The sequence below is a fragment of the Streptomyces sp. NPDC048441 genome, from assembly GCF_043200235.1.
Lineage (GTDB): Bacteria > Actinomycetota > Actinomycetes > Streptomycetales > Streptomycetaceae > Streptomyces.
Genome location: NZ_JBICXM010000002.1, coordinates 316,866 through 329,838, shown reverse-complemented (window position 1 = coordinate 329,838; position 12,973 = coordinate 316,866). Strand labels below are relative to the sequence as shown.

General features: G+C 70.0%; 13 protein-coding genes. 10 read left to right on the top strand and 3 right to left on the bottom strand.

Annotated elements, in window-relative coordinates; all coding sequences use genetic code 11:
• Window positions 1–2: 2 nt before the first annotated feature.
• Entirely contained in the window at window positions 3–3,695 is a 3,693-nt protein-coding gene (locus ACGFSB_RS05755; protein WP_393394588.1) for a nitrate reductase subunit alpha, read from the bottom strand.
• A 312-nt stretch (window positions 3,696–4,007) separates the two neighbouring features.
• Here ACGFSB_RS05755 and ACGFSB_RS05750 point away from each other — a divergent pair, with 312 nt between their 5' ends.
• On the top strand, window positions 4,008–4,433 hold the full coding sequence (locus ACGFSB_RS05750) for a hypothetical protein (protein WP_393394585.1): 426 nt from the start codon (window positions 4,008–4,010) through the stop codon (window positions 4,431–4,433).
• 9 nt (window positions 4,434–4,442) lie between these two features.
• On the opposite strand, the gene ACGFSB_RS05745 is transcribed toward ACGFSB_RS05750, so the two are convergent.
• Entirely contained in the window at window positions 4,443–5,264 is an 822-nt protein-coding gene (locus tag ACGFSB_RS05745) for a helix-turn-helix domain-containing protein (protein ID WP_393394582.1), read from the bottom strand.
• Window positions 5,265–5,401: 137 nt separating this feature from the next.
• Here ACGFSB_RS05745 and ACGFSB_RS05740 point away from each other — a divergent pair, with 137 nt between their 5' ends.
• The 3 genes from ACGFSB_RS05740 to ACGFSB_RS05730 all read left to right on the top strand — a co-directional run bounded on the left by ACGFSB_RS05740 (window position 5,402) and on the right by ACGFSB_RS05730 (window position 7,491).
• Window positions 5,402–5,707, top strand: coding sequence for a 4a-hydroxytetrahydrobiopterin dehydratase (locus ACGFSB_RS05740; RefSeq protein ID WP_393394579.1), 306 nt, complete (start codon window positions 5,402–5,404; stop codon window positions 5,705–5,707).
• 6 nt (window positions 5,708–5,713) lie between these two features.
• On the top strand, window positions 5,714–6,469 hold the full coding sequence (locus ACGFSB_RS05735) for a class I SAM-dependent methyltransferase (RefSeq protein WP_393394576.1): 756 nt from the start codon (window positions 5,714–5,716) through the stop codon (window positions 6,467–6,469).
• A gap of 116 nt (window positions 6,470–6,585) precedes the next feature.
• Window positions 6,586–7,491, top strand: a complete 906-nt coding sequence (locus ACGFSB_RS05730) for a class I SAM-dependent methyltransferase (RefSeq protein WP_393394575.1) — start codon at window positions 6,586–6,588, stop codon at window positions 7,489–7,491.
• A gap of 87 nt (window positions 7,492–7,578) precedes the next feature.
• Here the strand turns inward: ACGFSB_RS05730 and ACGFSB_RS05725 are convergent, their stop codons facing one another.
• A complete protein-coding gene (locus ACGFSB_RS05725; protein WP_393395766.1) occupies window positions 7,579–8,370 on the bottom strand; it encodes an aldo/keto reductase in 792 nt (263 codons plus the stop codon).
• Between the two features lie 294 nt (window positions 8,371–8,664).
• Here ACGFSB_RS05725 and pqqA point away from each other — a divergent pair, with 294 nt between their 5' ends.
• The 6 genes from pqqA to ACGFSB_RS05695 all read left to right on the top strand — a co-directional run bounded on the left by pqqA (window position 8,665) and on the right by ACGFSB_RS05695 (window position 12,970).
• The gene (pqqA, locus tag ACGFSB_RS05720) at window positions 8,665–8,790 is read left to right on the top strand and encodes a pyrroloquinoline quinone precursor peptide PqqA (RefSeq protein WP_393394572.1); all 126 of its coding nucleotides are present in this window, start codon (window positions 8,665–8,667) and stop codon (window positions 8,788–8,790) included.
• Window positions 8,791–8,800: 10 nt separating this feature from the next.
• Window positions 8,801–9,739 carry a pyrroloquinoline quinone biosynthesis protein PqqB gene (pqqB, locus tag ACGFSB_RS05715; protein ID WP_393394569.1) on the top strand — a complete coding sequence of 313 codons (939 nt, stop codon included), beginning with the start codon at window positions 8,801–8,803 and terminating at the stop codon, window positions 9,737–9,739.
• Window positions 9,736–10,473: a pyrroloquinoline-quinone synthase PqqC gene (pqqC, locus tag ACGFSB_RS05710; protein WP_393394567.1), complete on the top strand. Its 738-nt coding sequence runs from the start codon at window positions 9,736–9,738 to the stop codon at window positions 10,471–10,473. The genes pqqB and pqqC overlap by 4 nt, the downstream gene beginning before the upstream one ends.
• Window positions 10,466–10,738, top strand: coding sequence for a pyrroloquinoline quinone biosynthesis peptide chaperone PqqD (gene pqqD, locus ACGFSB_RS05705; RefSeq protein ID WP_393394564.1), 273 nt, complete (start codon window positions 10,466–10,468; stop codon window positions 10,736–10,738). The genes pqqC and pqqD overlap by 8 nt, the downstream gene beginning before the upstream one ends.
• Window positions 10,738–11,832, top strand: coding sequence for a pyrroloquinoline quinone biosynthesis protein PqqE (pqqE, locus tag ACGFSB_RS05700; RefSeq protein WP_393394562.1), 1,095 nt, complete (start codon window positions 10,738–10,740; stop codon window positions 11,830–11,832). Before pqqD ends, pqqE begins: the two co-directional genes overlap by 1 nt.
• 106 nt (window positions 11,833–11,938) lie before the next feature.
• Window positions 11,939–12,970 carry a chitinase gene (locus ACGFSB_RS05695; protein ID WP_393394559.1) on the top strand — a complete coding sequence of 344 codons (1,032 nt, stop codon included), beginning with the start codon at window positions 11,939–11,941 and terminating at the stop codon, window positions 12,968–12,970.
• Window positions 12,971–12,973 lie beyond the last annotated feature (3 nt).

The window sequence follows — 12,973 nt, the reverse complement described above, 5'->3', positions numbered from 1 at the left end:
AGTCAGTACTCCACCTTCTGTGAGCGGCGGCGGATGACCGTCACCTCGTCGCGCTGGTTGCCCGTCGGGCCGAGGTAGTTGAACGCCCAGGACAACTGGGCGTAGCCGCCGATGAGATGGGACGGCTTGAGGATGAGGCGGGTCAGGGAGTTGTGGATCCCGCCGCGCTTGCCGGTGGTCTCCGTCTTGGGGACGTTCACCGTGCGCTCCTGCGCGTGGTGCATATAGACCGTGCCGGCCGGCATCCGGTGCGAGACGACCGCTCGTGCGACCACCACACCGTTGCGGTTGACCGCCTCGATCCAGTCGTTGTCCTTCACGCCGATCGCGTCCGCGTCCTGCGGCGCCATCCAGATGCACTGGCCGCCCCGGGAGAGCGACAGCATGAAGAGGTTGTCCTGGTACTCGGAGTGGATGGACCACTTGTTGTGCGGGGTGAGATAGCGGACCGTCACCTCCTTCTCGCCGTCCGCGCCGAGCTGTGGCTCTCCGAAGAGGCGGTTCATGTCCAGCGGTGGCCGGTAGACGGGCATCGCCTCGCCCAGCTCGTGGATCCAGTCGTGGTCGAGGAAGAAGTGCTGGCGCCCGGTGAGCGTGTGCCAGGGCTTCAGATGCTCGGTGTTGAGCGTGAACGCCGTGTAGCGGCGCCCGCCGGCCTCGCTGCCCGACCATTCGGGCGAGGTGATCACGGGGACGGGGGCCGCCTGTGTGTCGGCGTACGTGACGCGCTTGCCCTCGTGCTCGGCGGCCAGGTGCGCCATCTCCTGGCCCGTACGCTCCTCCAGGGTGTGGAAGCCCTGGGTGGCGAGGCGGCCGTTCGTCGTGCCGGACAGGGCGAGGATGGTGTTCGCCGCCTTGATGGCCGTGTCCAGGGCGGGTCGCCCGTCGGCGGGGCCGCCGCGTACGACGCCGTTGCGCTCGCGCAGCTCGTCGACCTCCTGGCCGGGCCGGAGCGCGATGCCCTTCGCGGGCAGGCCGAGCTTCTCCACCAGAGGGCCGAGCGCCGCGAACTTCGCACCGATCGCCGTGTAGTCCCGCTCGACCACCGTCAGGCCCGGCATGGTCTTGCCGGGAATCGCCTCGCACTCGCCCTTGCGCCAGTCCAGGACGACGCCGCCGGGCTGCGCGGTCTCGCCCGGAGTGTCGTGCTGGAGCGCGGTGGCGACGACGTCCTTGCGTACGCCGAGATGGTCCACGGACAGCTCGCTCAGCCGGTCCGCGATGGCCTTGAACGCGTCGAAGTCGGTGCGGGCCTGCCAGGGCGGGTCGACGGCGGGGGTGAAGGAGTGGACGTAGGGGTGCATGTCCGTGGAGGAGAGGTCGTGCTTCTCGTACCAGGTGGCTGCCGGCAGGACCACGTCCGAGAGCAGCGTCGATGAGGTCTGCCGGAAGTCCAGCGAGACGAGCAGATCGAGCTTGCCCTCGGGGGCCTCGTCCCGCCACTTCACCGTCGAAGGACGCTCATCGGGCGAGGCCTCCTCCGCCCGCAGCGAGGAGTGCGTGCCGAGCAGATGCTTGGTGAAGTACTCGGCACCCTTCGCCGACGAACCGAGCAGATTGGCCCGCCACAGCGTCAGGACGCGCGGCCAGTTCTCCGGGGCGTCCGGGTCCTCGCAGGCGAAGTTGAGCGTGCCCGCCTTGAGCTCGTCGACGACATTGGCGACCGGGTCACCTGACGAACCCGAAGTCTCCCCCAATTCAAGGGAGTTGCGGTCGAAGGTCGGGTAGGAAGGCATCCAGCCGGTGCGCGCCGAGAGCGCCAGACAGTCGGCGCCCGTCATCCCGGCGAACCGGCCCTCGCCGAGCGGCGATGCCAGCACGTCCGCCGCGAACTTGTCGTAGCGCCACTGGTCGGTGTTCAGGAACCAGTACGCGGCGCCGATCATCTGCCGCGGCGGCCTGCTCCAGTCGTTGGCGCTGGCCAGCGTCGCCCAGCCGGTCACCGGACGGCACTTCTCCTGCCCGACGTAGTGCGCCCAGCCGCCGCCGTTGCGCCCCTGGCAGCCGGTCAGCTGGAGCAGAGCCAGGAAAGCACGGTAGATCGTCTCGGAGTGGAACCAGTGGTTGGTCCCCGCCCCCATGAGGACCATGCAGCGACCGCGCGATTTCTCAGCCGTCTTCGCGAACTCCCGGGCGATCTTCACCGCCTTCGCGGCCGGGACCGAGGTGTGCGCCTCCTGCCAGGCCGGGGTGCCGGGCGCGTCGGCATCCTCGTACGAAGAAGGCCAGTCGCCAGGAAGCCCCTCGCGCCCGACGCCGTACTGCGCGAGGAGAAGGTCGAAGACCGTCGTGACGAGCGGCCCGTCCTGCCCGCCAAGACGCGTGGCGGGCACCCCGCGGCGGACGATCTCGCCGCGGCCCTGCCCGTGCGTGCCGCCCTCGGTGTCGAAGCGCGGGAGCAGCACTTCGACGCCCGTCGAGATGTCGGAGTCGTGCAGGGTGAGCTGCGGCTTGATGGTGCCGAGCTCCAGATTCCACTTGCCCTTGCCGGATTCGGTCCAGCGGAAGCCGAGCGAGCCGTTCGGGACGGCGGGCTGCCCGGTGTTCTCGTCAAGGACGGCCGTCTTCCAGTCGCCGCCCTCACCGCTCTGGCCGAGGTCGGTGGCGCGCAGGAACTTCGACGGGACGAACGCGCCGTCGCGCTCGGTCAGTGTCACCAGGAAGGGAAGATCGGTGAACTTGCGTACGTAGTCGGTGAAGAAGTCCGTCTGCCGGTCGACGAAGAATTCCTTGAGGATGACGTGGCCCATCGCGATGGCGAGGGCGCCGTCCGTGCCGGGGTGCGGGTGCAGCCACTCGTCGGCGAACTTGGCGTTGTCGGCGTAGTCGGGCGCGACGACGACGACCTTCTGGCCGCGATAGCGGGCTTCGGCCATCCAGTGGGCGTCGGGGGTCCGCGTCACGGGGACGTTCGAGCCCCACATCATCAGATACGCGGCGTCCCACCAGTCACCCGACTCCGGCACGTCGGTCTGGTCGCCGAACACCTGTGGCGAAGCCACCGGCAGGTCCGCGTACCAGTCGTAGAAGGAGAGCATGGGCGCGCCGATCAACGACATGAAGCGGGCGCCCGCCGCGTGCGACACCATCGACATCGCGGGGATGGGGGAGAAGCCCGCGACCCGGTCGGGGCCGTGCGTCTTGATCGTGTGGACGTGCGCGGCGGCGATGATCTCGACGGCCTCGTCCCAGCTCGCCCGCACCAACCCGCCCTTGCCGCGCGCCTGTTGGTAGGTCCTGCGCCGCTCCGGGTCCCCCTGGATGTCGGCCCAGGCGAGCACCGGGTCCCTCAGCCGGGACTTCGCCTCCCGATACATCTCCAGGAGTACGCCGCGCAGGTACGGGTAGCGCACGCGGGTCGGCGAGTACGTGTACCAGGAGAACGCGGCTCCACGCGGGCAGCCCCGCGGCTCGTACTCGGGGCGGTCGGGGCCGACGGACGGGTAGTCGGTCTGCTGGGTCTCCCACGTGATGATGCCGTCCTTGACGTACACCTTCCAGCGGCAGGAGCCCGTGCAGTTCACGCCGTGCGTCGAGTTCACGACCTTGTCGTGGCTCCACCGGTCCCGGTAGAAGGTGTCCGCGTCCCGGCCGCCGACGAGTCCGATGCTGTGCAGGTCGGGGGCGGCGGTGCCGCGCCGGAAGAACTTGCCGGCCCGCAGCAGGGCGGCGCCGGGCTCGGTCGTCTCTGTCACCGTTGAGCTCCCTAAGTCTGCCTTTCAACGAACCTAGGCGCGGGGCGACGGGGACACACGGCGGCTACGGCCGTACGGGTTGTGGGGACGCTCGGCGGTCCGGGGCGCCGCCCTTACCGCTGACTGACCCTTACTGCTGGCCGTCCTTACCCCGGAGGTAATCGACCGTCACCCACGGGCCCGGCAGGGTGGTCGTACCGGATCCGGTCCGGCGCACTCCGGCCCGGATCCGGCCCTCACTTTTTCCCCTACTCCATCCCCCACTCCATCCCCCACTCCATCCCCTGCTTCGTCCGCTGCTTGGAGGCCCTTATGTCTGTGTACTCGCCGAACCCGCTCACCGCGCTGGCCCGTACGGGCGACCCGAGGACGATGCTGCGGCGCTTCCTCGCCCTGGACGCGGTCGTGACCACCGGAAACGGCCTCGCGTACGCCGCCGTGTCGGGCCCCCTGGGGCGCTTCCTCGGCGTCGACGCGGGGCTTCTGCTCACCCTCGGCGTGTGCCTCACGCTGTACGGCGCGGGCGTCGGCTACCTGGCGTCCCGCAAGAGCCCGCCGACGCTGCTCGTCCAGGGAGTGATCGAGGTGAACGCGGTCTGGGCGGTGCTCAGCGTCGTAGCCCTGGTCGCCTGGCTGTCGCCCGGCACGGCGGGCGCGGTGTGGATCCCGCTCCAGGCCGTGATCGTCGCCGGCTTCGCGGCGGTGCAGTACGCGGCGCTGCGGGCACTGAGGGCCTAGTAGGCGCCGTCAGGACACCGACGACTGGAGGTACTTGACCGTCGCCGGGTCGGCCGGGAGCAGCGTCTCGATGGCCAGCTCGGCGACCGTCACGTCCATCGGGGTGTTGAAGGTCGAGATCGACGAGGTGAAGGAGAGCAGGTGCCCGTCGTGCTCGATGCGCAGCGGCAGCGCGAAATAGGGCATACCGCCCGGCTCCCCTCCGGCGTCGAACGTGTCGGCACCGGGATCCGCCACCGGATACGCCGCCACCTCCTCGTACACCGCACGCAGCGCGGCGGACCGCTGTAGCGCGATCTGCCGGTCCATCTGGTCCAGCAGATGCCCCCGCCACTCGCGCAGATTGCGGATCTTCGGGGCGAGGCCCTCCGGGTGGAGCGTGAGCCGCATGGCGTTCAGCGGCGGCTGCAGGAGGTGCTCGGGGATGCCGTCGATGATCATCGCGATGCCGCGGTTCGCCGCGATCACGTTGTACGTCGCGTCGACGATCAGGGCGGGGTAGGGCTCATAGCCCCGCAGGAGCTGCTCGAGGCCCTCGCGCAGGGCGCCCATCGAAGGGTCGTCCAGGGGCGTCTCCCGGAAGCGTGGCGCGTAGCCGGCGGCCACGAGCAGCGCGTTGCGGTCCCGCATGGGTACGTCGAGGTGATCGGCGAGGCGCAGCACGATCTCCTCGCTCGGGCGCGACCTGCCGGTCTCGATGAAGCTGATGTGCCGCGCCGACGAATCGGCGCGCAGGGCCAGCTCCAGCTGGCTGACCTTGCGCCGCTCGCGCCAGCCGCGCAGGAGCGGGCCGACGCCGGTGGTTTCCTTGGTGGACGCGGCAGTTGTCATACGGAGACAGTAATCGAGGGTGCGTGACGCGCGGGGCCGTTCGGCGGGTGGCCGGTGGCCTGATCAGGGCCTTGCGGGCGACGCTGTGGCAGGCTGAGGGATATACGTACGTCGTACACATGGGATGGAGCGCGGCCATGTCAGTCGAACCGCTGTCGCAGAAGGACGTCGAGGAACGGCTCGCGGAGTTGCCGGGATGGTCGCTCGACGGTGACCGGATCACCCGTTCCTTCCAGCTCGGCTCGCACTTCGCGGCGGCCGCGATGGTCGTCCACATCGCGCAGATCCAGGAAGAGCTCGGCCATCACTCCGACCTGACGCTCGGCTACAACACCGTCTCCCTGTCCGTGCACACGCACAGCGCGGGCGGCGCCCTCACCGCGCTCGACTTCCAACTGGCCGCCAAGGTCGAGGAGTCGGCGGTCGGGCACGGAGCGGTCTGAGCGTCGATGCTGGACTACGGCAAGGAAGCCGATCGCTATGACGCGTCACGCGGCGGCGAGCCCCGCGCCGACGCCGCTGCCGCCGGGGTCCTCGGCCTGCTGCCGCAGCACACCCGCACCCTCCTGGACGTCGCGTGCGGCACGGGCCTGGTCACGCGGCGCCTTTCCGGATCGGGCCTGCGGGTGACCGGCGTCGACGCCGCGTACAACATGGCGCGCATGGCGGCGGGACGCATCCCGGACTCCGTAGTCCTGGGCGACAGCCGCCAACTCCCTTTCCCCTCCGCCTCGTTCGACGCGGTGTGTGCGGTGTGGCTGCTGCATCTGCTGTCCGGTGCGGAGGACGCGGCCGCGGTCGTCGCGGAGTGCGCGCGGGTCCTTCGACCCGGCGGCGTCTTCGTCACGACGGTCGACAAGGCCGCCGCGCACGACGTGGGCAGCGACGTCGACGCCGTACTCGCTCCGCGCCCGGTGCGCCCCGCGGCCGACCGGGCCCAGGCGGTCGAGGCGTACGCGGCCGTGCACGGTCTGACCTCGGCGGGCCGGGCCCGGTTCCGCGGCCACGGGCAGGGCCGCACGCCCCGCTCCACGGTCGACGACCTCCACCGGGGATGGTTCACGCAGGTCACGCCGGATGGACCGCTGGCCATACAGCTGGCGGCGGGGCTCGCGGCACTGCCCGACCAGGAAGTACCGCGCCCCGACCCGCAGTTCACGCTCCGTTCGTTCCGGAAGCCGTCGCCCGCCGGGCCGAAACCCTGATTTGCCGAAACCGCAAGTCGACTGGTCAAGGCGCGGGCCGACGAGCAGGCTGGGAACCGCTCCCGGGTCCCGTTCGGCGGCCCACCCCAAGCGCACCGAAGGCGGCGGCAGACACGATGGCTCACGACCACAAGCGCGACCACGACCACGACCACGAACACAGCCACGGCCACGGCCACCACCACGAGGACATCGACTGGGCCACCATGGGCCCGATGCTGGAGCGGAACGCGCGTATCGCCGCCCCGCAGAACCGCGAGATCGCCGAGTGGCTGCGTGACTGGCAGCCGGAGCCGGCCCTGATCGGAGACGTGGGCAGCGGCTCCGGTTCCATCGCCTTCCTCCTCGCGGAGATCTTCCCCAAGGCCGAGGTGATCGCGGTGGACCCGGCGGAGCCGCTCCTGGAGCGCGCGCGGGAGCGGGCGGGCAGGGAGGGCCTGACGGGCCGGGTCAGCACGCTTCAGGCGGAACTCCCCGAGGGAATCGGCGAGTTGCCACTCGCGGACCTCCTCTGGATCGGCCGCGCCCTGCACCACGTGGGCGACCAGCAGGCGGCCCTTGCCGCCCTCGCGGACCGCCTCGCACCGGGCGGCGCGATCGCACTCCTGGAGGGCGGCCTGAACCCCCGCAGCCTGCCCCGCGACATCGGCTTCGGCCGCCCGGGTCTCCAGACCCGCTTCGACCTGGCGGACGAGAAGTGGTTCACGCAGATGCGCGGGGACCTGCCGGGCGCGAAGGCGGTCACGGAGGACTGGCCCGCGCTGCTCACGGAAGCGGGCCTGCGCCACGCGGGCACCCGCTCGTTCCTCCTGGACCTGCCCGCCCCCCTGCCCGACGACGCCCGCGCCCACCTCGTCACGGAGCTCTCCCGCCGCCGCGAGATGCACGCGGAAACCCTCGAAGCCGAAGACCTGGCCACGGTCGACCGCCTCCTGGACGCCAACGACGAGCAGAGCCTGCACCACCGCCCCGACGTGTTCCTGCTGTCGGCGCAGACGGTGCATGTGGGCGTCAAGGAGTAGACGGGCAGTGGCCGGGACGGGCGTACACACTGAGGGCGCCGCACCCGGCATCGGCCGGGCAAGTGGCGCCCTCAGTAGAGAGACGACTCAGGTCACGTCGAACGTGGCCGGGTCGGCGCCGAGCCGCCGGTCCTCGTTCAGTGCGCTGATCGCCGCCATGTCCTCGGGGTCGAGTTCGAAGCCGAACACGTCGATGTTCTCCTTGATCCGCGACGGCGTCACGGACTTCGGGATCACCACGTTGCCCAGCTGGACGTGCCAGCGCAGGACGACCTGCGCCGCCGTGCGCCCGTGCTTCTGGGCGATCGCGACGATCGCCGGGACCTCCAGGAGGCCCTTGCCCTGGCCGAGCGGGGACCAAGCCTCCGTGGCGATGCCCTGTTCCGCGTGGAACTCGCGGGCGACTCGCTGCTGGAGGTGCGGGTGAAGCTCGATCTGGTTGACCGCCGGGATGACCGACGTCTCGGCGAGCAGCTGCTCCAGGTGCGCGGGCAGGAAGTTCGAGACGCCGATGGACTTCGCGCGGCCGTCGGCATGAATCTTCTCGAGAGCCCTGTACGAGTCCGTGGCGAGGCCCTTGGAAGGCAGCGGCCAGTGGATCAGGTACAGGTCCACATGGTCGAGCCCCAGCTTTTCCAGGGACGCGTCGAAGGCGCGGAGCGTGGAGTCGTAGCCCTGGTCGGCGTTCCAGAGCTTCGTCGTGACGAAGAGATCCTTGCGCGCGATGCCGGAAGCGGCGAGCGCCTTGCCGGTGCCCTCTTCGTTTCCGTAGACGGCTGCGGTGTCGACGCTGCGGTACCCGGCCTCCAGCGCCGTCGCGACCGCCGACTCGGCCTCGTCGTCCGGGACCTGCCAGACGCCGAAACCGAGCTGCGGCATCTCGACGCCATTGTTCAGGATGATCGGGGGGACCTTGCTCACGAGCTCTCGATCCTTAAGTCGTCGGGTAGTACTCCCATGGTCAACGATCAGGTGCCGTACTGCATTCCTTGACCACTCCCGGGTGAAGTCCAGTCGTTTTTGGTCCGCACCATTGACCGCGTTCCGTCATACCGCGACTCTATTGCACGTCGCTGAACGCAGAACACTCATGTGAACGACTGCCCCTTTCCCTCTCCTGCTCCTCACCCATTCTCCTGAACCCCCACTCTTCAGGAAGGCAGCCACACGCCCATGAATGATGACCAGAACCCCACCACGCCGGAAGTGGCGGAAGCCGTCACCGCATGGCAGACCCCCGAGTACGAGATCGTGGAGACCGCGCTCGAAGTGACCGCGTACCGCCGCGCCGACCGGTAACCCCGCCGCCATGCTGCTGCAGGTGCTCGGCACCGCGGCGGGCGGCGGGCTGCCCCAGTGGAACTGCGCGTGCCCCGGGTGCACCGGGGCACGCGCCCACCCGGAGCGCCGCCGCCGGCACGCCTCGCTCGCCGTCCGGGCGGGGGAGGGGCGGTGGTACGTCGTCAACGCCACCCCGGACATCGGCGAGCAGATCGAGGGGGCGTCGGAGCTCCACCCCGGGCCCGGAGCCCGGCAGACTCCCGTCGTGGGCGTCGTCCTGACCGACGCCGAACTCGACCACACCCTTGGCGTCGCCCGGCTCCGCGAGGCGCACGACGGCGTAGACGTGCTTGCGACCGCGCCCGTTCTCGACGCCGTACGCGACGGGCTGCGGCTCGACGCCGTCCTCGGTCCGTACACGCGACTGCGGTGGCGCGAGCTGGGCGGTGGTGGCGGGGAACCGCTGGGCGGTGGCGGCGGAGTGCCGCTCGACGGGGAGTCCGGCGACGCATCCGGTATCACCGTCAGCGCCGTCCCTCTGTCGGCCAAAAAGCCCAGGTATGCCTCCAACACCTCTGATCTCAGGGACAGTTGGTCCATCGCTCTTCGTCTGCACGATCCCGGTACACGCCGCACCCTCCTCTACGCACCCGCCCTCGCCCGCTGGTCCGACGCCTTCGACGAAGCCGTGCGCGACGCCGACTGCGTCTTTGTCGACGGCACCTTCTGGGACGACGCCGAACCTCTTCGCTCCGGCTTCTCCACCCGTACCGCCACCGCCATGGGCCATCTGCCCATCGCAGGGCCCGGCGGCACCGCGCACCGGCTCGCGCGACTGCCGGGGCGCTGCCTCTACACCCACCTCAACAACACCAACCCGCTCGGGAACCCTCATGCCGAACAGCACAAGCTCCTCGCGGAGTGGGGAATCGAAGTCGCGGCGGAAGGGATGGTGATCGAGCTGTGACGGACCCCGGATCGAGGCCTCAAGCGGCCCCCCGAACGGCCCCCTGGTCACGCGACGAGCTCACCGAGCGGCTGCGCGCCGTCTCCGCCGAGCGCTACCACGACCGGCACCCCTTCAACGTACGGATGCACGAAGGCACCCTCACCCGCGACGAGTTGCGCCGCTGGATCGTGAACCGGTTCCACTACCAGCGCCACATTCCCGTCAAGGACGCGCTGATCGTCGCCAAGTTCGACGACCCTTCGCTGCGCCGCGGCTGGGTGCGCAGGATCCAGGACCACGACGGCGATAAGGACGGGGACGGCGGCATCGAGCGGTGGCTGCGCCTCGGTGAGGCCGCCGGGATCGGGCGCGACGAGCTGCTCGACGCCTCGCGGGTGCTGCCCGGCGTGCGGCTCGCGGTCGACGGATACGTCAACTTCTGCCGCCTGCGGCCCGTGCTGGACGCCGTCGCCGCCTCGCTCACCGAACTGTCGGCGCCGCAGCTCATGCGGACCAGGATCGCCGCGTTCGAGCTGCACTATCCGTGGATCGACGCGGAGGGCCTCGCGTACTTCCGTACCCGTGTGGAGCAGGGTGACCGCGACGGGCAGGAGGCGCTCGGACTCGTCCTGGAGTCGGCGCGCACGCGGGAGGAGCAGGAGCGGGCCGTCGCGGCGCTCGGCTTCAAGTGCGATGTGCTGTGGACGCTGCTCGACGCGATCGACCGGGGTCGGGGTGCGGCTGATGAGTGAGATCGTACGTCTCGACTGGCGGCCCGCGTTGGCGCGCTCGGTGCTGCTGCGGCACGACCGGGTGCGTGGTGTCGAGCTGCTTGTGCTGCCTGAACGGGTGGTCGTGCTGCGTGGATCCGCCGGGAGCGTCGTGGAGTTGTGCGACGGAGAGCGCGAAGTCGCCGCGATTGTGGGGGAGTTGGAGCGAAGGCACCCTGGCGCTCCAGTGGCCGATGAGGTGCCTCGGTTCCTCGCTGGGCTGCAGGCGGAGGGGTGGCTTCGGTGATGGAGTCCCCTCGACCCGTAGAACCGCCGTGGGCGCTGCTCGCCGAACTGACGCACGGCTGTCCGCTGCGGTGCGCCTACTGCTCCAACCCCACGGAACTGGTCGCACGGGACGGAGAGTTGACCGCCGGGCAGTGGGGTGACGTCATGCGTCAGGCCGCGGACATCGGTGTCGTACAGACGCACCTGTCCGGCGGTGAGCCGCTCCTGCGCCGGGACCTCACCGAGATCGTCACGGCCGCCGACTCCGCCGGAATTCATACGCAGCTCGTGACCAGCGGTGTCGGCCTGCACGAGAAACGGCTCACGGACCTGGTCGGCGCGGGCCTGCGCAGCGTCCAGCTGTCCGTGCAGCACGCCGATCCGGCCAAGGCCGAACTCATCGCCGGGGCACGGGCGTTCACCGCGAAGGAGCGGGCCGCGAAGCTCGTGCGGGCGGCGGATCTGCCGCTCGGGCTCAACGCCGTACTGCACCGCGCCAATCTCGACGCGCTCGACGGGATCGTGGAGTTGGGCCTGGCCTGGGGCGCCGACCGCATCGAGCTCGCCAACACACAGTTCTACGGCTGGGCGCTGCGCAACCGGGACGCACTCCTCCCGGACCGCAGGCAGGTCGCGCGGGCGCGTGAGCGTGTCGAGCGGTGGCGGGAGCGGCTCGCGGGGCGCATGGAGCTGGTGTGGGTGGCGCCCGATTACGTCGATGGAGTGGCGAAGCCCTGCATGGGCGGCTGGGGTGCCATCTCGCTGACCGTCGCACCGGACGGCACGGTGCTTCCGTGCCCGGCCGCCGGTGAACTCCTCGGGCGTGCCGCCCCGAACATCATGGATCATCAACTCGACTGGATCTGGCGGGAGTCGGCCGCCTTCAACCGCTACCGGGGTGAGAGCTGGATGCGCGAGCCCTGCCGCAGTTGTGAGCTGCGAAGCGTGGACTTCGGCGGCTGCCGCTGCCAGGCGTACGCCCTGACCGGCGACGCCACGCGCACGGATCCAGCCTGTCATCGCTCTCCGGACCACGGGGCGGTCCGCGCCCTCGTCCATGGTGCGGGCGGCGGTTCTCCCGCCCTCGCCTACCGCGCGTATCCCAAGACGTAATTCCCCGAGACGTAACTCCTCACACCGCAACGGAACTTCACGGCCCATCCGCACCCTCAGATCGTTAGGAACCCTTCCTAACAACGCAAAGGAGAGCACACCCCCCATGTCCCACACTCCCCGCCGTCGAACGGCCACCGCACTGGCCGCTGCCGGAGTCCTCGCGACCACGGCGTCCCTCACCCTGGCCGCACAGTCATCGGCCGTTCAGTCATCGACCGTGCCCCCGGAGGCGCGGGTCAAGGCGTCCGGCACCATCCACGCCGCCCCCTACGAGTACCTGGGCTGGGGCAACCCGCAGAAGCCCACCGATGTGATGGCCGCGACCGGCGTCAAGTGGTTCACGCTCGCTTTCATCCTGTCCGACGGCGGCTGCAACCCCGCCTGGGACGGCAGCCGTCCGCTGAAGGGCGGCTCCGACGAGACCGCCATCAAGTCCATACGCGGCGCGGGCGGCGACATAGTCGTCTCGGTCGGCGGCTGGAGCGGCGCCAAGCTCGGCGAGAAGTGCGGCAGCGCCTCAGCGCTCGCCGGGGCGTACCAAAAGGTCATCGACGCCTACAAGTTGAAGGCGTTCGACATCGACATCGAGGACACCGAGTTCAGCAACGCGACCGTGCGCCAGCGCGTCGTCGACGCACTGAAGATCGTGAAGCAGAAGAACCCGGGGATCGTCACCTACGTGACCATGGGGACGACGCCGAGCGGCCCCGACGCCACCGGCAAGGACCTCATCAAGCGCGGTGCGGCGGCCGGTCTCGACAACGACGCCTGGGTGATCATGCCCTTCGACTTCGGCAGCCACAGCGGTTCCATGGGCGATGCCTCGGTCAGTGCCATGGAAGGCCTGAAGAGCGCGGTCAAGAGTGCCTACGGCTACAGCGACGCCGACGCCTACAAGCGCATCGGCGTCTCCTCGATGAACGGCAAGACCGACGTGGCGGGCGAGACCGTCACCACGGGCGACTTCAAGAAGATCCTCGCCTACGCCAAGCAGCACCACATCGCGCGGTTCTCCTTCTGGGCCGTCAACCGCGACCGTGCCTGCGGGTCCGGCGGAAACGCGGGCGACTCGTGCGGTGGCGTGTCGCAAGCGCCGTACGACTTCACCAAAATCGTCGCGCAGTACGGAGGCTGAGCC

Coding starts and splice junctions, on each gene's coding strand:
- pqqE (WP_393394562.1), top strand. CDS start 10,738: ATGGAGTCCCCTCGACCCGTAGAACCGCCGTGGGCGCTGCTCGCCGAA.
- ACGFSB_RS05695 (WP_393394559.1), top strand. CDS start 11,939: ATGTCCCACACTCCCCGCCGTCGAACGGCCACCGCACTGGCCGCTGCC.
- ACGFSB_RS05745 (WP_393394582.1), bottom strand. CDS start 5,264: ATGACAACTGCCGCGTCCACCAAGGAAACCACCGGCGTCGGCCCGCTC.
- ACGFSB_RS05750 (WP_393394585.1), top strand. CDS start 4,008: ATGTCTGTGTACTCGCCGAACCCGCTCACCGCGCTGGCCCGTACGGGC.
- ACGFSB_RS05725 (WP_393395766.1), bottom strand. CDS start 8,370: ATGCCGCAGCTCGGTTTCGGCGTCTGGCAGGTCCCGGACGACGAGGCC.
- pqqD (WP_393394564.1), top strand. CDS start 10,466: ATGAGTGAGATCGTACGTCTCGACTGGCGGCCCGCGTTGGCGCGCTCG.
- pqqB (WP_393394569.1), top strand. CDS start 8,801: ATGCTGCTGCAGGTGCTCGGCACCGCGGCGGGCGGCGGGCTGCCCCAG.
- pqqA (WP_393394572.1), top strand. CDS start 8,665: ATGAATGATGACCAGAACCCCACCACGCCGGAAGTGGCGGAAGCCGTC.
- ACGFSB_RS05730 (WP_393394575.1), top strand. CDS start 6,586: ATGGCTCACGACCACAAGCGCGACCACGACCACGACCACGAACACAGC.
- ACGFSB_RS05735 (WP_393394576.1), top strand. CDS start 5,714: ATGCTGGACTACGGCAAGGAAGCCGATCGCTATGACGCGTCACGCGGC.
- ACGFSB_RS05740 (WP_393394579.1), top strand. CDS start 5,402: ATGTCAGTCGAACCGCTGTCGCAGAAGGACGTCGAGGAACGGCTCGCG.